This window comes from Lignipirellula cremea (assembly GCF_056501455.1).
Window position 1 is genome coordinate 5,891,344 of record NZ_CM151415.1, and the last position, 18,930, is coordinate 5,910,273.

The following is an 18,930-nucleotide window of genomic DNA, read 5'->3' on the forward strand; positions in this document are numbered from 1 at the left end:
CGCGACCGTCGTTACTGATTGAGCCCCATCACGATATCGCGCGTGATTTCCTGAATCTGTCGCTCGCGGGCGGAGAGCTTCTTGAGCGCGTCGAGCAGTTCGTCGTCCGTCGCCTGACCGACCGCGTCGTCGGCGTCGTCGAGCAGCCGGGCGTACCGGTCGGTCCGCTGGTTCACCCGCACTTGCAGGTTCCGGATCATCTTCAGTTCGGCGATCTTGTCGACCAGCGGCTGATCCCCCTGCTCGCCCGGCTGACCCGGAGGCGGAGGGGGCTGCTTGCCCTCTTCGGCGTCTTTGATCGCCTGCCGAACCGCGTCGATCATGTCTTCCAGCGCCGCGATCACGTCTTCCTCGACGGCGATCGTGATCTTGTCGGCTTTGGCCGCGGCGAGACGCTCGGCGATCTGCGTCATGTCCTCCCGCATCTGCTCGACCGATTCCGGGAACGCGATCGACGACCCTTCTTCGCGGAGCAGATTGAGCGTCTGGTCGGCTTCGACGACGATCTTCCGCTGATCGAAGGCCATGCGGCCCGTCTGAATCTCGACCTCGGGTCCGCGCTGCGCGGCAGGAATGCGATCGACGCGGCGAGTGTCTTCGTAGACCTTGATCTGCATCTCGAGCATCTTCACGAAACGCGTTTCGAGCATGGCCAGCGTCCGCTCGACCTCTTCTTCGCGAAGCTGGCGAAGGATCTCTTCGAGGTCGGCCTTGGCCTGACGAAGTTCGGCCTCGGCCTCTTCCTGGTCGACGATCGCCTGTTCGCGTTTCGCCTTCTCCAGCTTCAGCTTGGCCTCGCGCATCTTCTGCTCGGCCGCCTTGAGCCGCTTGCGAGCCGGGTTCTGATCCTGCGGTTCCTGTCCCGGAGGCGGCGGAGAAGATTCGCTCTCCGACCCTTCGCCCTCGCCCCCCTCCGAAGGTTGCCCCTGCGACGGCTTGCCTTCCGAAGGCTTGCCCTCCGACGGCTTCCCTTCCGAAGGCATTCCCTCGCTCGGCATGCCTTCGCTCGGCATCGATTCGCTGGGCATCCCCTCCGACGGCATCCCCTCGCTGGGCTTGTCGGACGCTTCGGCAGGCATCCCTTCGGCTTCGCCCGGCTTCGGCTGTTCGCCCGACGGGGGAGTCTCTCGCGGCTTCGTCTCTTCGCCCGGCTTGGCGCCTTCGCCCGGTTTCGAGCCTTCTTCGCCCGGCTTGGAACCCTCGCCCGGTTTCGAGCCCTCTCCTGGCATGCCTTCCTTGGGTTCGCCTTCGCTCGGCATACCCTCGGACGGCATCCCCTCGCCGGGCTTCGAGCCTTCGGACGGCATACCTTCCTGAGGCATCCCCTCGGATGGTTCCCCTTCCGAAGGCATCCCTTCGCTGGGCTCGCCTTCCGTGGGCATCGCGTCGCCCGGCGTGCCTTCCTTGGGGTCGCCTTCGCCCGCGCCCTCCTCCTTCGGCTCGCCTGCCTCGCCTTCGGATCCTTCGGCTTCGGATGCTTTCTCTTCCTGACCTTCGTCGGCGGCGATCTTGTCGTCGAGCGCGCCGGTTCGCTCGGCCGCGCCTTCCTGCAACTGGGCCAGCCGTTCGGCCTCGACGCCACCCTGGGTCTGGCCCTTGATGCCGGACTGGATGCGGATGAGCCGTTCGAGTTCCTTGATATATTCCTTGACCCGATCCTGTTCCGACTTCAGCCGGTCGGGCCGGTTCTCGGACAGGAGCAGTTCCAGCAGCGACTCGAGATCCTTCGACGTCGCGGTCTGACCGTCTTGCGCCCGGCGAAGCTCGCCCGCCTGAAGCCACTCGGAGATCCGCCGCATCTGGCCGAGCGTGACCTTGTCGCGAGATTGCAGCACGGCCTGTTGCAGTAGCGCCGCGCGACGGGGGTTCGACTGGCCTTCGATCTCGGCCAGCCGCATCATCAGATCTTCGAGTCGTTCGTACTTGTCCGCGATGCGACCCTGAGCGACGGCCAGCGGGGGCTGATCGCCGGCAGGAGCGACTTCGCCTCCCGGCGCATTCGGAGCGGCGGGCGTTTCCGGCGCGGCTGCTCCAGCAGCTGAATCGTCCACGATCAAATCGGCAGGCAGCTCCGCGCCGGGCGCCGGCTGTTCCTGAGCGATCACGCGGCCCGGCAAGCAAAGAGCGCCCGCGAACAGCGCAAACGCCAGCGCGGTCGCGTGCAGCAGCGAGTCGGATCGAACAGACGCCATGCCGGACTCCTGCGGTTCGTCGGAACCGTTTCCCAGGTTCGTGAAGCGACGGCTATCGGTGCGCCAGAACGAGCGGAAAGTTCATGCCGCCGGCAGAGTTCCGTCATCAGCCTGACGCGGACAGAGCAGGCTTCGCATCGTCGAAATCGGCGATTCCCGATCCGTGGCACGCCTGCCGCCGCCCCTTCTCAGCCTTCCGTAAGACGGCAATTTCGTCCGGAAGGTTCCGGAGAAGACCGCGGACGGGCGACCCGCCAGTCCACTATAGCCGACCGTTTAGGCGCCGATCGCCTGAAAAGCCGGCGACAGGCAGCAGGGACCGATCGGACGTTCACCCCCCCCGCAGCAGCAGCCCGCTAATCCAGCAGCGAGTCGAAGGCCTCGTTCTCGCGTTCCTTCTGCGTCCGTTCGAGCACGCTCTTCTGGTCGTCCAGGATCGAGCGGACGATGTCGAGCAGTTCGTTGTACGTCTCGAACTTGATCAGCTTCTGCAGGACGGCGTCGAGTTCCAGAATCGTCCGATCGAGTTCGGCGATGGCGAAATCCGTCTGCGGCACGCCCCGCTCGGCGTCGTCGAGCGCCTTGTCGAGATCGGTCAGCGACTGCTCGAAGGCGGGGAAGAGGTCGTTCCCGACGCGCTCCAGCGGAACGGCGATCTCGTTTTCCAGCCGGGCCTTGCGGTCCTCCGAATCGATGCGGTTGTTGACGATCTGTTCGCGAATCTGGCGAAAGGCGTAGGCCGTTCCCAGCGTTTCGCCAGCCGACTTCTGCGACTGGAGCACGGCCTGCTGCACGCGGAGATGCCGCAGCGTCCGGATCCGCTCCTCCGACGTCTCGCCCAGTTCGGCTTCCGCGTCGCCCGGCTCGGCGCCCGTATCGGCGGTCGCTCCCTCGGCGCCTTCCGGAACGTCGGCCGTGACATCGAGCGTCCCGTCGTCGCCAGGCTCGGAAGCGGCAGCGTCTCCCGGTTCGGCGCCAGCGCTCGAACCCCCCAGGCCGTCGAACTTCACCCGCACGAGCGACTCGCGGGTGAGCGTCAGTTCCTCGATCGTCTGTTCGAGCAGTCGGCGGTAGGAGGCCTCCTCGACCTCCAGCCGCCGCAACAGTTCCTCCGCCGTGACGACGTCCAGTTCGTGTCGATCGCCCAGGCCGACATGGGCCGGATCGCCGTTCAGATCGAAGCGATCCTCGGCCTTCACGATCAGCGACAGTCGGTCGCCGGGCGCCAGGCGCAGCGTCCCCTCGGTCCGTCCGCGGAGGTCGCGGAAGTCCAGGGCGTCCGTCACTTCGGCGCCCTTCAGCGGCAGCGGATAGGTCTGGGCGTCGGCTTCGCCGACCTGCACTTCGTACCACGCCTTCGCGACGCCGTAGTCGTCGGCGATCGTGCCGGCTACGGGAAAGTTCACGTCGGGCGTGACCGCGGAGCCGATCCCCTGCCGCTGCACCAGAATCTGCGGCGCCTCGTCGACGACCGCGCCGACGAAGAAGCGCTCCGCCGCGTCGCTGGTCACCTGGTCGGCGTCCTCCAGCACGATCTCCATGTCGAGATCAGTCGCGAGCGTGCCGAGATCGACCGTGAAGGAGTTTCCGTCCACGTTCAGCGTTCGCGTCTCCCCCTCGGCGCCGACGCGGAGGAAGATCCGCTGGAGCGGCTTGTTCGCCGTCCCGAGGAAACGAATCTGCGTCCCTTCAGGAAGCTGCATGCCGGGGGAGTAACGCTGCGTTCGCGGCAGTCGAATCGAGTTCGCCCGGTCGACCATATATTCCGGGAAGACGCAGGCGAACTGGGCCTCGACGATGGCGGGCGCCTCGACGACCTCGACCGTTCGCTCGGCCAGCCGATGGTCGAAGCCGATCACGGCGAAGCTGAACGTGCTGAGGATGCCCTTGAACGGTTCCAGGTCGTACGAATAGCTCTGCCAGCCGTCGCTGGGGGAGCCGACCTTCCGCATGTAGACGCGTCCGCCCGAGCCGTCCTCGGTCCAGTAACGAATGGCGCAGCGATCGGGCACTACGGGCTTGTTCGCGTCCGCTCTGACCAGCAGGCGGAGGCTCTGCCCCTTGGCGATCTTCACCCGGTCGTCGACGAAGGGCACGACGCCCTCGATCGGCGCGACGAGTTGCGACGCCGCCTGGGCCGCGCTTTCGTTCCCGTCGCGGACCGGCTCGACGCCGACGATTTCGACGTGCGCGCTGCGGGGCCAGTCCTGCGAGCTGAGCAGGAAGATCCGCTGCGCCCCCAGCAACGCGGCGCTCGGAAAGAGAATCGCGAACACGACGAAGACCGTGACGAGCGCGAAGGCGACGAGGCCCTTCCAGATCAGCGGCTTCCTGGCGAGCGTCTTGCCGACCGGCGCATCGTGCAAGGCCGCGACCGCCTGTTCGCGGGTCCGGTCGAGCAGGTCTTCGCGGTACTGCACTTCCCGCGCGCGATCGGGATCGAGCTCGACCGAAGTGATCAGGCTGTCGTGGAAGCCGCCGAATTTCCGTTCGAGCAGCACGGCCATGCTGACGTCGGAAAGCTTCGCGAACGCCCTGCGGAGCACGTAGCGGACGAAGAAGTAGATCGCGCCGAGAATCAGGATCGCCAGGAGCGCCGCGCGGGCGACGCGAGGCATCTCCGTCGCGCCCGCCAGCACGGGGAGATAGTCCAGCGCCAGCGCGGCGAAGAAGGCGGCGACGACCCAGATCGCGACGCGCAGCAATCCGTCGATCCAGACGTACGCCCGGATCCGGCTGCGCAGCGCGGCCAGCGTACGCCGGATTTCAGGAGGAACGGGATGCGCCTCAGCGGTCGCCATGTCTGCTTTCTATCGGATCGGACGCGAAGGTCCGCACATCGGTTCGTCGCGTCGTTCTTCTGGTCGTGTCGCTCTTTCGTAGGGTGGGTCATTGACCCACCGTGGATCGAGCTTGCCGTTTTCGAGAACGCCGGAAGGTAGCGGCGCCGCGATCGTCGTTCGTCGTCGTAGAACGTGCTCGATAAGGGTGGGTCAATGACCCACCCTACGAAGGGTAAACGCTAAGCCAGCCGGTGGAGCCGGCGAATGGTCCATTCGAAACAGAGTGCCGTGCAGATCAGGAACAACAGCCACCCCGCGTACGTCTGCTGGAAGTCGCGATCGGGCAGCCCCTGCAGGAAAGTCTCCTGATCCTGCGGAAGCAACGCCGCGGCGAGCGTCGAGGTGGAAGTCGTCTTATCGGATACGTTCGTCGTCGCCGTCGCTGCAGCCGGCGCGGTCGCCGATTCGAGACCGACGTAGTACGCTCCGCCCGACGCCTCGGCCAGTTCGCCCAGCAGCGCGTCGTTTCGCAGCGGTCGCTCGATTTCGAGATCGGGCACGCGAACCTTGACGTCCTGCATCAGGACTTCGTCGGCCAGCGCGCCGGGCGGCTGCACCGCGATCAGATAATCGCCGTCCAGCGTCGCCGCGAACTGCCCCGTGAACATGCCCTCGCGCGCGGCGCCCTGCGACTTCCGCAGCGTCAGCGGCATCGAGCTGCCGTCGGGCAACCTGAGGGTCGCCTGCACTTCGGCGTCGGGCAACGGGCGGCGCTGTTCGTCGGCCAGGATGCCGGTGACGACGATGGTATCTCCCAGCAGCGCCCGTTCCTTGTCGACCAGCAGGAGTCCCCGCTTCGATCCGCGCAGCAGCCGTCCTTGCGAAGCCCAGCGGATAAGCTTGGTGTAGTACCGGTCGAAGTACTGTTCCCCTTCGGCCCGCATGCGCCACATTTCGCCGGAGGCCTGGAAGAAGACCCGCCCCGATCCGTAGAACTGGCTCGCCATGTAGATCGGCAGTTCGCCGTCGATCTCGGTCTCCGGATCGGAGAACCGGGCGTAGACCTGCGCGCCGCGCTTCGGATCCTTGACCGCGTAGTAGCCGTAGACCCCCTCGAAGCCGGCCCAGGTGGCTTCGTTCTCGACCGACGAATCGGCCATCCAGAGGAACTGGGCCTCGCGGCCTTCGCGAGTGAACTCCATCGGGAAGGGCTTCTCGCCGCCGAAGCGACCGATGCGGATCGTCGCGGCGCCCCGCTCGAAGAACGAAACCGGATAGAGATCCTTGACGACGTCCATCGCGTCGCCGCGACCGCGGCGGGTCCACTGCGGCGTATAGACGGGCCCGGCCACGACGATCAGGCCGCCCGCTTCTTCGGCGACCCACTTTTCGAGCATCTGCAACTGCTCGGCGGTCAACTGCGACCAGTCGGGATCGAAGGCGACGATGCAGTCGTACTCGAACAGTTCCTCTTCGGTCTTCGGAAATTCGAACAGCAGTTCGTCGGACTCCTGCGACATGCCGGGCTGACCGCTCTGCAACAGCACGTCGACCTGCGTATCCTCGTCGCGGAAGAGCAGGTTCCGCAGAAACTGGTACTCCCGCATCGGTCCGCCCGCGAGCAGCAGCACGTAGTTGCTGCGCTCGACGACCTCGACGTTCGCGGCGCGGAAGTCGTCCTTCGAATCGACGTCCTGCTCGGGCGCTTCGACGCTGACGCGGTAGACGTACTTCCCCGGTTCGGGCGGTTCGAGTTCGAAGCGAACGGCCGTCTCCTGACCTTCCGGGGCGACCGAGACGTTCTGTTCGTCGATGAGCGTTTCGGCCTGCTCGCCTGCCTCGGCAGGTCGCGAATAGAGTCGCACGGCCAGCGATTTTCCGTCCATGCCGAAGCCGCGGATGACCGCCCGCGCGGCGAAGTCGTCGCCGGGATAGACCCGCTCGGGAATCTCCAGATCGTCGACGCGGACGTTGATCGGCCGCTTCGTGGAACCCATGCCGACGGCGAAGATCGGAATCTTGGCGTTCTTCGCCGCGGCCAGCGACAGCGTCGGATCGATGCCCGTGTTCTGACCGCCGTCGGTGACCAGGACGATGCCGGCGACGGGGCCGCCCCGCTCGCGCGAGACCAGATACCGCAGCGCGTCGCCGATGCGCGTCTTGGCGCCGCGGGGATAAAGCTCCTTCTCCCAGTCGAGCGCCGCGAGTTGGTCCGCGTCGGAGACGGCGCCCGAGCCTTCGTCGGCCCCGCCGTCGCTCGTCGCGTCCGCGTTCTCTGCCGGATCGTCCGCGTCGGCGACCGGCGACTCGAGGACGCCGAACGATTCCAGCGGACCGCGCAGGCCGAGCCGATCGAGCAGCGGGTACTCCGGCGTCATCAGGTGGGCGACCATGAAGCAGGCGAGCGCGAGGATCGTCAGCGGCGCTCCCGCGGCCAGCGCCCAGGAAGCGATGCCCCCGCCCGCGGCGTACCGCAGGACGATCGCGCCGACGATCGCGAGGATCGCCACGACGAGGCCCGCTCCGCCGAGGATGGCGAAGAACCGCGCGTGATCCTTCTGCTGACCCATCACGCGTTGCCAGGCGGCGTCCGATTCTTCGGCGACGGCGACCTTCGGCAGCGTGGCGATCTCGAGGGGCTGCGACGCTTCGTCGAAGCGGTAGGCGACGACGTCGTGCTTCTGCCTGAGTTCGCTGACCAGATCGCCCTGCGCCAGCTCGAACACGACCTTCTGCATGCGGCTGGGACCGGTCGAGCCCGAAGCTTCATCGTCGCGGAGGCCCATCGAGAGCGACGTATCGAGGACCAGCAGCGCGCGGGAGTTCTTGACCAGCTTCTGTTCGATGCGGCGCTCCAGGTTCAGAAAGAACATGAGCAGCCCCGCGAACGCCAGGATCCGCAGCGACAACAGCGCGACGCTCGTCCCCGCAGGCAGCTCCCGACTGTCGCGAACGTAGAGGTAGACCACCCACGCGACGAGCAGAACCGAACCCGCCAGGAGCAGCAGAATCCGCCACCACTCCCCCAGGTCCACGAAAGGCAGAAACCGGTAGGTCGGCGGCAGGTCGACCTGCGCCAGCAGACCGTGGGCGAAGTCGAGCGAGACTCCCTGGCGAGCGGGGGACGTGAGTCCCCCGAGGCGGTCGGAGAAGCTATGCACGGCTGAACCGTCCGAAACGACGGATGACATCGCGGAGAGATTCGTCATCGAACGGCTCCGCGGGCGGGGTGATAACTGGCTGAATAGGCGAGCGCCTGCTCCGCGAGCAGCAGCAGGATCAGCCCGAGCAGAATCCACTGGCTCCAGTGCGACGCAGGTCGTTCCGCGGTCTCGGCCACGACCTCGTCCCAGGCGATCGCGCGAGGAGCGTTCCCGGCCAGCGGCGTCGCCAGCGCAGGCGCTCCGGCGAGTGCGGTCGCTCCTTCGTCAGGATCGACGTTGACGGCGAAGCGCCGGACGCTGACGGCGCCCGTCTTGGAGGTGAGCCAGACTTCGTAGACGCCGGCGCGACTCGTCTCCTGCGTCAGTTCGCCCTGATCGTCGGTCCCGACCGTCACGGTGCGATAGGTCTCCGCCTGGGGATCGGGAACGCCCGCTCGCGGCAGCGCGATGCGGATCTTCTCGTCCTCCGTCGGAAGAACGATTTCCGCCTCCGGCAGATAGACCGTCGCGTCGTACGTCGTCGCGAACGGATAGCCGACGGTGAACGGCTCGACGCGACGTCGACCCGAGGCGAGATACGACTGCGTCATCAGCGCGGTGACGACGAAGCTCGGATCGCGGGCCCAGTTGTTCCAGTCCGGCGCGACGGTGGTGAGGAAGGCCAAGACGCGACCCTCGCCGTAACGCTTCTCCACGACCAGCGGGCTGCCGTCGCGAAGGCGCGCGGCGATCACCGTGGAAGAACCTTCCTCGGGACGCCAGCCCTCGATCGGACGAAGGAACGTCTTCACCTGGACGAGACCGACGAGACCGCTCCGTTCGCCCGAAAAGGGCTCGAACACCGGATGATCGAGCGGCTGCACGTCGGAGGGTTCGTTTTCGTCCGCGCGGCCGAGCGTCCCCTGCCCCGCGACAGGAAGGGGGAAGAGTCCCTCGCCGCCGTCATAGAACGTCGAGGCGTACCAGCCGACGTCGGTATGCGGACCGACGAAGATGGCCAGCCCTCCGCCGCCGGCGACGAACGCCTTGACGTTCTCCAGCGCCTTCTCTTCCAGCCGCGGCACGTCGAGCAGGAACAGCGTGTGGTAGCCGGCAAGCTCCTCCGCCGGGACGTCGCGCAGGTACGTCAGCGGCTTGGCGTCGGGCTGAATGCCGGTACGCGCCCGGCCCGACGTGACGCCCAGGCCGAAGTTGGGCTGAAACAGCGCCTGCAGGAAGTAGGCGTCTTCGCGTTCCGATCCGCCGTCCACGAGCAGCGCCCGTTCGCCTTCCGGCACGTCGATCGACGCGAAGCGGACATTGTCGGCAGGGATCACGTCCTCGGGCAAGCTGACCTCCACGACGTGCCGCCCCGGCAGCGGGAAGTAAGCCTGAATCCGCAGGGAAGCCGTCTCGCCCGGACGGATTTCCGCGATCCGCTCGGCAGGGAGCGATTCGACTTCGGGAGCGAGGGTCTCGATCGCGCCCGGCGTCTCCTGCGAAGGATCGAAGAACTTGGTCCGCATCTTCACCTGCACGTCCCGCGCGGGTTCCGCCCCGTAATTGCGGACGCGAACCTGCACGAAGAACGGCACGCCGGCGGCGACCGTGTTGCGCTCGGGGACCAGGCTGACGATGCCGAGGTTGCCTCGGTCCTCTGCCGCGCACTTCACGAACTGAAACTCGGTGCGATCGCGCGGCAGATCGGCCACGGTCTCCGCGAGTTCGACCGGCGATCCCCAGTCCTTCTCGCGAAAGTCGGAGAAGACGTAGACGACGTGCCGGTCTTCCGGATTGACGCTCACCAGTTGCCGCAGCGCTCGGAGACCGGCGATCGGACCGGGCGCCAGTTCGCTGCTGCGAAGTTCGTTCAGCGTCGACGCCACCATCGACGCCTGCTGCCGCGCGGGTTCGAAGGCGAAGTCGACCGCCTCGAGCGCGGCCGTCGGATCCTCTTCTTCGAGCGGAATGGTCGGCGGAGCGGGAACGTTCGCCGAAGCCCCTGCATCGGGCGCTTCCCCTTCGGGAGCCGCGGCGGAGGCATCCGCTGTATCGGAAGGCGACTTCAGGCGGGCCGCTTCCTGCCGCAGCGCGAGGTCCGCGGCGGAGAGCCGGATCAGCGTCACATCGTGGCGTCCTTCCAGGCGACCGGCCCGCTGCGCGATGCGCACTGCGGCCTCCTTCGCCCGTTCGAACGCGACGCCGCCGCCTCCCTCGTCCGCCATCGAGTAGCTGTCGTCGACGAGCAGGTAGTGGTGCGTCGGCGCCCCCGCGAGGAAGGCCATCAGGCGGTTCGTGCAGCCGACGCCGGCCAGCATGAGGACGATGAGCAGGATCGCCGCCATCCGGGCGAGAAGCAGCAGGAACTGCTTGAGCCAGATGTAGTTGCGGTTGCGCTTGTTGGACTTCATCAGGAAGTCCATCGCCGCCCACTTCACCCGCTTGTGCCGCAACATGTTGATCAGGTGGATCAACGGCGGAAGCAGGATCAGCGCCGCTCCGAAGAACGCGAGCGCCGGGAAGAGAAAGGTGGGCAGCATGAAAGGCGGCGGCGAGTTTGGCGAAAGCTAGAAACGCTCGAAGTCTTCGTAGAGTGGGTCATTGACCCACCTTTTCTTGAGCGTGCGTACCGAAGGGACAGGTGGGTCAATGACCCACCCTACAGAGTCCGTTAATCACCTCGTCAATTCTTCCCATGCATCCCGAGCCGGGCGCTCAGGTACGCGGCCAGGATCGCGTCGAGCGGGTCGCTCGTGCGGACCTGGCGGTAGTCGATCATGCTCTTCGCGCAGCCCCGGCGGACCTCCAGGAGGAACTCTTCCATCGCCTTGAGATACCCCTCCCGCAACGCTCTCGGATTGCAGGTGAGCGAGTCGGGCGTTTCGAGCCCCTCGAACTTCGTCGGGCCGTTGAACGGAAAGTCGAGCTCGTCGTCGTCGAGGACATGCAGGACCATCACGTCGTGCCCGCGCTGCCTCAGCAGCCGCAGGCCCCGAAGCGTCTGGGCCGGGTCGCCGAACAGGTCCGACAGGAGGATCATCAACCCGCGACGGGCCGTCTGTTCCGTCACCGTGCGAAGAATCGGATAGAGGTCCGTCTTGTCGCTCGGTTTGTTGCGGTCGAAGGCGTCGACGATCGACAGGATGTGGTTGTGTTTGCTCCGGCCCGGGACGGTGACGCGGACCTTCTCGTCGAACAGGATGCAGCCGACGGAGTCCTGCTGCCGAAGCGCGAGATACGCCAGGCAGGCCGCGGCCGTGCAGGCGTACTCGTACTTGTTCATCCGCTCGGCGCCGGTCGATCCGCTGGCGTCGCCCGCGCCGCCGCCGTACTGCATGCTGCCCGAGCCGTCGAGCAGGATCGTGCAGCGGAGGTTCGTATCCTCTTCGTACTGCTTGACGTAGAGCCGGTCCTGCCGGGCCCAGACTTTCCAGTCGATGTGCCGCAGGTCGTCGCCCTGGACGTACTCGCGATGCTGAGCGAATTCGATCGACTGTCCGAAGTACGGACTGCGGTGCATCCCGGAGAGAAAGCCCTCCACCACGTGGCGGGCGCGCAGCTCCATCCGGGAGATCCGCTTGATCGCCTCAGGATGCAAAAATCGCTTGGAATCGGGCATCGCGCGTCAGTTCGTCTTCGCGGGCGGGAGTTTCGCGGATCAGGCGATCGACCACATCGTCGGTCGTGATGCCGTCGCTCTCGGCGGCGAAGTTGACCACGATGCGGTGACGCAGCACGGGCTTGGCGAGCGCCTGAATGTCCTCGACCGAAACGTGCGTGCGACCGTACAGCAGGGCCCGGGCCTTCCCGCCCAGGATCAGGTACTGCACGCTTCGCGGACCTGCGCCCCAGGAGACCATATCGCGGACGAACTCCGGCACGCCGGCGCCCTTCACGCGTGTCTGACGCACGAGCGCGAGGGCGTAGCGAATCACGTGATCGCCGACCGGCACCTGACGCACGATCTTCTGCAGTTCGATGATCTCTTCGGCCGTCAGCGCCGCGCGGATGTTATCGGTCTGCAACGCCGTCGTCCGGCGGGCGATCTCGAACTCTTCGACGAACGACGGGTAATCGACGTAGACCTTGAACATGAACCGGTCCTGCTGCGCCTCGGGCAGCGGGTAGGTTCCTTCCTGTTCGATCGGGTTTTGCGTCGCCAGGACGAAGAACGGGTCGGCCAGTTGATGCCGCACGCGCCCGACGGTGACGGTCCGCTCCTGCATGGCTTCCAGGAGCGCAGCCTGCGTCTTGGGCGGCGTGCGGTTGATTTCGTCGGCCAGGACGATGTTCGAGAAGAGCGGCCCCTCGAGAAAGCGCCGTTCCCGGGCGCCGGTCGAGCGGTTCTCCTCCATGATCTCGACGCCGGTGATGTCCGCCGGCATCAGGTCGGGCGTGAACTGGATGCGACTGAAGTTCAGGTTCAGCGACCGCGCCAGGGTGCTGATCATCAGCGTCTTGGCGAGTCCCGGCACCCCTTCGAGCAGGCAGTGACCGCGACTGAAAAGCGAGATGAGGAGCTCCTCGATCACCTGCTCCTGTCCGACGATCACCTGCGAAAGCTGCTCGCGGATGACCTTGCGAGCGTCGCTTAATTTACGGACGGCGTCCTCGGCGATGGCCGGGTCGGACGAGGATTGCTCCACGATGCAGCTCCGCTAGGTGGAGCGTCGAACCCGGCTTCGCCAGGCGACGCGTAACGATCGTCGATCACGAAGCGATTCGACGGCAATCAGTAACGAGCGTGTCGCCCCCAGCCTACCTTCTCGCCGCCGGGGGCGCCGACCTCGACCGCATGAATCAGGGCGTCCGCCGCTCGATGACGGTACGTACGCAGAACGAGCCGCGTCGAAACTTGGTGTCGCGGCGCGAGCGACGGGTTCTAAGGAAGCTCTGCAGGAGAGGGGAAATCCGTAAGCCGTCGACTGGCCGACCTCGCCGGACGATCACGCCCCTTTAAAGGAAACCTTATGGGAGCTTAATCGACCACGCCTGCGACGTCGTCCCAGGCCCTTCGTACGCAAAGTATTTCACGCTTTTCGAAGGGCCACTCGATTTCTCGCGTTTACTTCCGACGGAGGAGCGATAGGATCGATCGCCTAGATGTTTCTCCGGTACGCGGGGAGGAAAGCGAGCCGAGCCATGACCTACGTTTGGGCCACCATCGACGACAGCGGAGCCATCGACGAACGGACCGTCAGGACTTCGCGAGATCAGGCGATCGCCGCGTTCCTCACCGACCATCGCACGGACGAACCGATCCATGCCGCGTGGTCGAACTGGGAGAAACGAGGCCATCGCTGCGAGCGCTTCCGCCTGGTCGCCGCTCCCCAGCCGGCACAGCCGCCGCGGATCACGCACGGCCTGCAGAACCTGCCCGCATCGCACGCAAATCGGGCTCTGGGCAGCGACGCCGTCAAGTCGACGTAAAACGATCGCAGGTTCCTGAGCGGGGGATGTGAATCCCCCGAGCCTGAACCACTCGCAGCGCCAGGAACCTCGGGGGACTTTCGTCCCCCGCTCAGAATTAGATCGTTAGAGACTCGAAAGTCTACCGCCGCGCCGCCTCGTGCTTGAGGGGCGTCCAGTCGCCGTTGCCCTGGCTGCTGGCGACGCACTGCTGGATGAAGTACATCCCCTCGACGCCGTCGTGGACGTTGGGATACAGCGTGTCGACGGTCTCGAACTTCTTGCCCGTCGCGCGATCGGTCATCGCGTCGTAGGCTGCGCGGTAGACGTTCGCGAAGGCTTCGAAGAACGCCTCCGGATGACCCGTCGGCAGCCGCGTGCTCATCTGAGCCATGCTGCCGAGATAACCCGACCCGCGGGTGTAGATGCGATGGGCTTCCCCGTTCTGGCGGAAGATCATCTGGTTCGGATCTTCCTGACGCCACTGCAGGGCGCCCTTCGTGCCGTCGATCTCGATCGACAGATCGTTCTCGCGACCGTGGCTGATCTGGGAGGCGATCACCGTCATCGCGGCGCCGTTCTCCATGCGAATCAGGGCGTTGCCGTAGTCGTCCAGCTTGCGACCTTCGACGAACGTCTTCAGGCAGCAGCTCACCTCGTTCGGGAGCAAGCCGGTCATGTACCGCCCCAGGTTGTAGGCGTGCGTGGCGATGTCGCCCCAGCAGCCGGCCGCGCCGCTCTTGCTCGGATCGGTGCGCCAGGAAGCCTGCTTCTGGTCGGAGTCTTCCAGCTTCGTTCGCAGCCAGCCCTGGATGTAGTTCGAGCGGATCGCGTTGATCTCGCCCAGTTCGCCAGCCAGGATCATCTCCCGCGCCTGGCGAACCAGCGGATAGCCCGTGTAGTTATGCGAGACGGCGAAGACGACGCCCGTCTTCTGCACGATCTTTCGCAGCTCTTCCGCCTGGGCCAGGTCGAACGTCATGGGCTTGTCGCAGATGACGTTGAAGCCGGCATTCGCCGCCTTGGCCGCGATGTCGAAGTGCGTGTGATTCGGCGTCGCGACGGAGACGAAGTCGATCCGCTGCGACTCGGGCAGCTTCGATTCCTTCTCGATCAGATCGTCGATCGACCCGTACGCCCGATCCTGCGGGATGTCGTAATCGGGCGCCGAGGCCTTGGACCGCTCCGGGTTCGACGAGAGCGCCCCGGCGACCAGCGCGGCCCGGTTATCGAGAACGGCGGCGGTGCAGTGGACGCGTCCGATGAAGGACCCCTGCCCTCCGCCGACCAGAGCCATCCGCAGCTTGCGGTTGAGATCGCCGTTCGTCGTCATCGGTCGCCTTTCGGGGGAGAAGTCGGCTCGGCCAGCGCAGCGGGCGCGGTCAGCTACTTACGAAAGGCGCTTTTTACCGACTCCCGCGGCGACGTTCCATCAGGGGAACGCCGAGGCAACGCGGGAAGAGCGATCGAACCGAGCGTCGGTTCCGGAGCCAGCGGCGCGCGGCGACGCCTGCACGTGCCGGGCGCCCGAGAAAGCGGGGCGCCAGGCAGAGCGTCCCGACAGGCAGCTCAGCGACGGTCGCTTACTTGCGGTGACGGATCTTGGCCCGCATGCGACGCTTCTTGCTGCCGACCTTGCGGCGACCCTTGCCCGTCTTCTTCGTTCCCACGTTTGCCGACTCTCTAAAAACGCGTGCTGAATGGATTGCCTGACCGATTCGCTTCCCGCCCGGCTTCGACGGGAACCCGCCAATATAACGGACTCCGGCGAATCGGCCAATCGCATCGGGAAGGAGATTCTGCGACCGCATTCGTCCGCGCGAAGGCGAATTAGACGACGAGCCGGGCGACCGGCAGCGTCTGTTCGCAGGCCGCCACGATCGCGGAAACCTCGCCGGCCACGACGCCGGGAGAATCGAGCGCCGCCTGCATCGCGTCGAATCCGGGGCACTCTGCCGGAATTCCGAAGCCGCAACTGCGGTAATATTCGTCGAGGAAGTCGCGAACCGCCGACGCGGAAAGATCGCGTTCGCCCTCGACCGTCTCCGCCCCGCCGGTCGGAAGCGACAGGAGCATCAGGTCGGTTCCGAACGGCTGTCCCGCCTCGAGGGCGGGCTGAACGTACGGAACCGGAACGAGTTGCGCTCCGAGCGAGGCGAATGCCCGCACCCGACCGAGCGTCTCCATCGGCTCGCGATCCGCGGCGATGCGGCCCGGTACGTGAATCTCGACGAACGCTGCTCGCACGGCGCCCTGCTGCCGCCGAACGTGTGCGGCGGCAGCGGCGTACATTCGCCGCAGCAGCCCCTGCCGGCGAAAATCAGGCGACGTGCCGACGTACGCCAGCAGCGTCGTCCGGCTCTCGCGGTAGAACTCCAGCAGCAGGTAACCCGCGAGCCGCCGCCGATTCGGCTCCCGCAGGTTCTCCCCGGCGACGAACAGCGTCACCAGAGGTTCGGGCGGACCGGGCGGGTCCGCCCCCAGGCGCCGCTCGATCGTGGACAGAGCCTGCCGCTCTTCCTCGGCTAGAACGCTCGGCAGGTAGAGCTGCTCGTACACCTCGGCCAGCAGCGACGCGTCGTTCAGGTCGCGAAACTCGGCCAATTCCAGCGGTCGTTCCGTCTTCATCGCAGTTTCGATCCCAAGAGACGTTCGTCGTTCCCGCCGATGGCGTTTCGAATCCGTCGGAGGCCTCTGTTCCTCACGTTCGTCGCCGGGCGGGGGCGAACCTGACGCGGAAATCGCCTGCATCATCGTTTCGATCGTCGCCGCCAGCGCGTGCGACGAAGAAAGTCCCGGGCTCCGGAGGTCGGAAGCCGGCTTCCTCCCCCCTCGATCGAGCTACGTTTTCGATACGCCCCTGGGGCGCCTTATCCCGGAAGCTCTTTCCGCGCCTTCGACGAGCGGGGAGCTCTCCCTCTCTTTTCTCGTATTCTGCCGCCTCCGCTGCCCCGGATCGTATCCCGGGAACGCGCGGGCAGGGAATGAGCAGGCACCGCTCCATGTCGCACCGCAGCGCGGCGATTCACGGCAGCCCCGTCCGGACCGCTCCTTTCTCGTCGACGAACGAGATCGACGAAGACGTGCGAGGTCGACTGCGCGAGGTCGTCGATCTTGCTGTACGCGCGGCGGATTCCCGCCCCGGGATCGAACGTCGCGCGGTCGAGCGGATCGCCTACCCGCACACGATGTCCCTGACGCCGGTCAATCCGCGCACGCACGAACCGGTCGGCGAGACGCGAACCGTGCTGGGGAAGCATCTCTCCTGCGAAGGGTTTGGCTTCGCCTCGTTCGAGCCGTTTCACTTCCGCTTCGCGATCGTCTCCCTGGAAGTCGACGACGATCGTTACGTCGGCATTCTGGGCGAGGCGCTCTGGTGCAAGTTCAGCCGACACGGCTGGTACGAAACGGGCGGGCGATTTCACGCGCCCGTGCGGTCGCCGCTGAACGTCGAGGAGTCGTAACGAGCGCCGAATCCACGAAAGCGAAGGGATCGAACGGATACGCGAAGCCCTCGAGCGATCATCGGCGGCCTCCGCGACGGCGGCTCGCACGAGATTTCCGCACCCTGAATTGCCGAGGCTCGCACGTCAGATCCCACGCCTTCCGCCGATCGAGCCAGCGAATGGCGAGCCACTGATGCACTGCGATCGGGATCGCCACCAGCCCGGCGACCAAGGCGAAGCGCTGGACGGTACCAGTTGCGAAGCAGCTAATGAGCAGAGCAATGGGGCAACTGATCGTCGTGATCCACGCGTTCCAGAGAGCCGAGTTCCGACTTCGCACGAACCCGTGCCGAGTCATAATCCCGATCCAGACCCACCAGGGCACGCTCGCCGGCTTGGGGCGTCGTCTCGAGATCGTGATGCGCATGGGGGCATTCTAGTTTCGCTCGCCAGTCGAGACGCAGCCCCGCATTCGCCGTGAGTCTCTCGCGCTCGGCGCGGCGCGAACGGCGATCCGACACGGAGGGCTCGCACCCTCCGCTCGCCTTTCCCTCCTTCTATCGCCGCGTTATCGACAGGAGCCCGACGACCCGCATGCGCCGAAACCCCGTCTCTGCCGAACGATGGGTGAACGGCGAGGCCGACTCTGGACGAATGCAGAGAGACCGCTAGGTTAACGATCCGACGTGCGGGATGAACGTCAGTTCCCGTCGTCGTCGTCGAACCGCCCTGCTCTCGTCCCCGCTGGAGTCTCCCCGCCCGATGATCGCGGATGGAACCCGAACCGATTCCGAACTCGAAAACTCCTCGATTCCCTTCGTCGGTCGCTGGAACCGGCTGGTCAGTCTGACCAATTGGGAGAAGGGAAAGATCATCCACGAGTGGCGGACCGCGCTCGTCGATGAAGGCGTGCCGGCCTCCGAGTATTCCGACGAGGCCTGGAGCCGCCGGATCGGCAATCTGACGGGCCAGCATGTCGGACGCCTCCGCCGGGTCTACGAGCAGTTCGGCGACTCGTTCGGCAACTACTACGGCCTGTTCTGGAGCCACTTCCAGGCGGCTCTCGACTGGGAAGACGCCGGCGAGTGGCTCAGCAAGGCCGCCGAAGACCGCCTCTCCGTCTCGCAGATGCGGAAGACCCGCGTCGAGACCCTCTTCCCGGAACAGGCGGAGGAACTCGAAGCCGAGGCCGAACTTCCGGCAGAGGACGAAGACGAAGACGCGATCGTCGCCGACGACCTGTCGCCGGAGGCGCTGAAGGGCGAGTTCGCGGACATCAGCTTCGAGGAAGAGGAAGCCAAGGAGCGCCCCCTTCGCAACGATTCGGACGAGGAGTCGATCTCGACCCTGCGCGGCAGCTCGGAAGAAGGGGACGAAGAGCAGCCCGCGGCCTCGCGGTTCGAGTCCGCCGCCGAAGCGAAGCTTTCGCCCCAGTCGCGGCTGAAGCGGTTGCCCGAGGATATGCTCGACGCGTTCGAGCAGTTCAAGATCTCGATCCTGCGGCACAAGATGCTGTCATGGGAAGAGGTTCCCCGGGACGATGTCCTGTCGGTGATCGACACGCTGAAGGAGCTGGTCCTGGCCGGCGCCCCGGTCCACGAGTCGATCGAAGAAGCGCCGTTCTGAAGTTAGCCGCTTCGAAGAGAACGATCCTCCGGCTGCGGGAACATGTCCACGCTACGCGGAATCCTCATCCTCTCGGCGACGGTCACGGGCAACCTGCTCGTCGCTTACGCCGTGCGCCGCGGGCTGCTCGCCCTCGGCGCGGACGAGTTCGTCGCCGGCGCCGTCGCGACGACGGTCTGGAGCGTCGTCGCGCTCTCGATGCTGACCTCCATCGCCATGCGATTGAACCGGCGCATTTCGCGCCGGGAGACCCCCTCCCCTGCCGCTTCGAGCCGGGCTTAAGCCGAGGCGGGGACGGTACCCTCAGCGGGCCTTCCGTCGTCGCGAAGTT

At 66.0% G+C, this 18,930-nt stretch carries 12 protein-coding genes; 4 read left to right on the forward strand and 8 right to left on the reverse strand.

Annotated features, from left to right (window positions below; all coding sequences use genetic code 11):
• Window positions 1-11: 11 nt before the first annotated feature.
• From SH602x_RS23165 to SH602x_RS23190, 6 genes are all read right to left on the reverse strand, one after another.
• Window positions 12-2,192, reverse strand: a complete 2,181-nt coding sequence (locus SH602x_RS23165) for an ICP22 family protein (RefSeq protein WP_479474532.1) — start codon at window positions 2,190-2,192, stop codon at window positions 12-14.
• A gap of 356 nt (window positions 2,193-2,548) precedes the next feature.
• Window positions 2,549-4,993, reverse strand: coding sequence for a hypothetical protein (locus tag SH602x_RS23170; protein ID WP_479474533.1), 2,445 nt, complete (start codon window positions 4,991-4,993; stop codon window positions 2,549-2,551).
• A gap of 221 nt (window positions 4,994-5,214) precedes the next feature.
• Entirely contained in the window at window positions 5,215-8,184 is a 2,970-nt protein-coding gene (locus SH602x_RS23175; protein WP_479474534.1) for a hypothetical protein, read from the reverse strand.
• Entirely contained in the window at window positions 8,181-10,658 is a 2,478-nt protein-coding gene (locus tag SH602x_RS23180) for a BatA domain-containing protein (protein ID WP_479474535.1), read from the reverse strand. The genes SH602x_RS23175 and SH602x_RS23180 overlap by 4 nt, the downstream gene beginning before the upstream one ends.
• Before the next feature lie 143 nt (window positions 10,659-10,801).
• The gene (locus SH602x_RS23185) at window positions 10,802-11,737 is read right to left on the reverse strand and encodes a DUF58 domain-containing protein (protein WP_479470748.1); all 936 of its coding nucleotides are present in this window, start codon (window positions 11,735-11,737) and stop codon (window positions 10,802-10,804) included.
• Window positions 11,706-12,764, reverse strand: a complete 1,059-nt coding sequence (locus SH602x_RS23190) for an AAA family ATPase (protein ID WP_479470747.1) — start codon at window positions 12,762-12,764, stop codon at window positions 11,706-11,708. Before SH602x_RS23190 ends, SH602x_RS23185 begins: the two co-directional genes overlap by 32 nt.
• A gap of 496 nt (window positions 12,765-13,260) precedes the next feature.
• Here SH602x_RS23190 and SH602x_RS23195 point away from each other — a divergent pair, with 496 nt between their 5' ends.
• The gene (locus SH602x_RS23195; protein WP_479474536.1) at window positions 13,261-13,548 is read left to right on the forward strand and encodes a hypothetical protein; all 288 of its coding nucleotides are present in this window, start codon (window positions 13,261-13,263) and stop codon (window positions 13,546-13,548) included.
• A 121-nt stretch (window positions 13,549-13,669) separates the two neighbouring features.
• On the opposite strand, the gene SH602x_RS23200 is transcribed toward SH602x_RS23195, so the two are convergent.
• Both SH602x_RS23200 and SH602x_RS23205 read right to left on the reverse strand, forming a co-directional pair.
• The gene (locus SH602x_RS23200; RefSeq protein ID WP_479470745.1) at window positions 13,670-14,860 is read right to left on the reverse strand and encodes a Gfo/Idh/MocA family protein; all 1,191 of its coding nucleotides are present in this window, start codon (window positions 14,858-14,860) and stop codon (window positions 13,670-13,672) included.
• A 497-nt stretch (window positions 14,861-15,357) separates the two neighbouring features.
• Window positions 15,358-16,155, reverse strand: a complete 798-nt coding sequence (locus SH602x_RS23205; protein ID WP_479474537.1) for a GNAT family N-acetyltransferase — start codon at window positions 16,153-16,155, stop codon at window positions 15,358-15,360.
• 374 nt (window positions 16,156-16,529) lie between these two features.
• Between SH602x_RS23205 and SH602x_RS23210 the strand changes: the two genes are divergently transcribed.
• The 3 genes from SH602x_RS23210 (at window position 16,530) to SH602x_RS23220 (ending at window position 18,881) form a co-directional block, all read left to right on the forward strand.
• A complete protein-coding gene (locus SH602x_RS23210; protein WP_479474538.1) occupies window positions 16,530-16,991 on the forward strand; it encodes a hypothetical protein in 462 nt (153 codons plus the stop codon).
• A 675-nt stretch (window positions 16,992-17,666) separates the two neighbouring features.
• Window positions 17,667-18,599 (forward strand): hypothetical protein, encoded by a 933-nt coding sequence (locus SH602x_RS23215; protein ID WP_479474539.1) that lies wholly within the window; start codon window positions 17,667-17,669, stop codon window positions 18,597-18,599.
• A 42-nt stretch (window positions 18,600-18,641) separates the two neighbouring features.
• Window positions 18,642-18,881, forward strand: a complete 240-nt coding sequence (locus tag SH602x_RS23220) for a hypothetical protein (protein ID WP_479474540.1) — start codon at window positions 18,642-18,644, stop codon at window positions 18,879-18,881.
• Window positions 18,882-18,930 lie beyond the last annotated feature (49 nt).

Excerpts from the sequence above, each read along its gene's own strand:
- SH602x_RS23165 (WP_479474532.1), bottom strand. The coding sequence starts at position 2,192 with ATGGCGTCTGTTCGATCCGACTCGCTGCTGCACGCGACCGCGCTGGCG.
- SH602x_RS23215 (WP_479474539.1), top strand. The coding sequence starts at position 17,667 with ATGAACGTCAGTTCCCGTCGTCGTCGTCGAACCGCCCTGCTCTCGTCC.
- SH602x_RS23170 (WP_479474533.1), bottom strand. The coding sequence starts at position 4,993 with ATGGCGACCGCTGAGGCGCATCCCGTTCCTCCTGAAATCCGGCGTACG.
- SH602x_RS23200 (WP_479470745.1), bottom strand. The coding sequence starts at position 14,860 with ATGACGACGAACGGCGATCTCAACCGCAAGCTGCGGATGGCTCTGGTC.
- SH602x_RS23205 (WP_479474537.1), bottom strand. The coding sequence starts at position 16,155 with ATGAAGACGGAACGACCGCTGGAATTGGCCGAGTTTCGCGACCTGAAC.
- SH602x_RS23185 (WP_479470748.1), bottom strand. The coding sequence starts at position 11,737 with ATGCCCGATTCCAAGCGATTTTTGCATCCTGAGGCGATCAAGCGGATC.
- SH602x_RS23175 (WP_479474534.1), bottom strand. The coding sequence starts at position 8,184 with ATGACGAATCTCTCCGCGATGTCATCCGTCGTTTCGGACGGTTCAGCC.
- SH602x_RS23220 (WP_479474540.1), top strand. The coding sequence starts at position 18,642 with ATGTCCACGCTACGCGGAATCCTCATCCTCTCGGCGACGGTCACGGGC.
- SH602x_RS23180 (WP_479474535.1), bottom strand. The coding sequence starts at position 10,658 with ATGCTGCCCACCTTTCTCTTCCCGGCGCTCGCGTTCTTCGGAGCGGCG.
- SH602x_RS23210 (WP_479474538.1), top strand. The coding sequence starts at position 16,530 with ATGTCGCACCGCAGCGCGGCGATTCACGGCAGCCCCGTCCGGACCGCT.
- SH602x_RS23195 (WP_479474536.1), top strand. The coding sequence starts at position 13,261 with ATGACCTACGTTTGGGCCACCATCGACGACAGCGGAGCCATCGACGAA.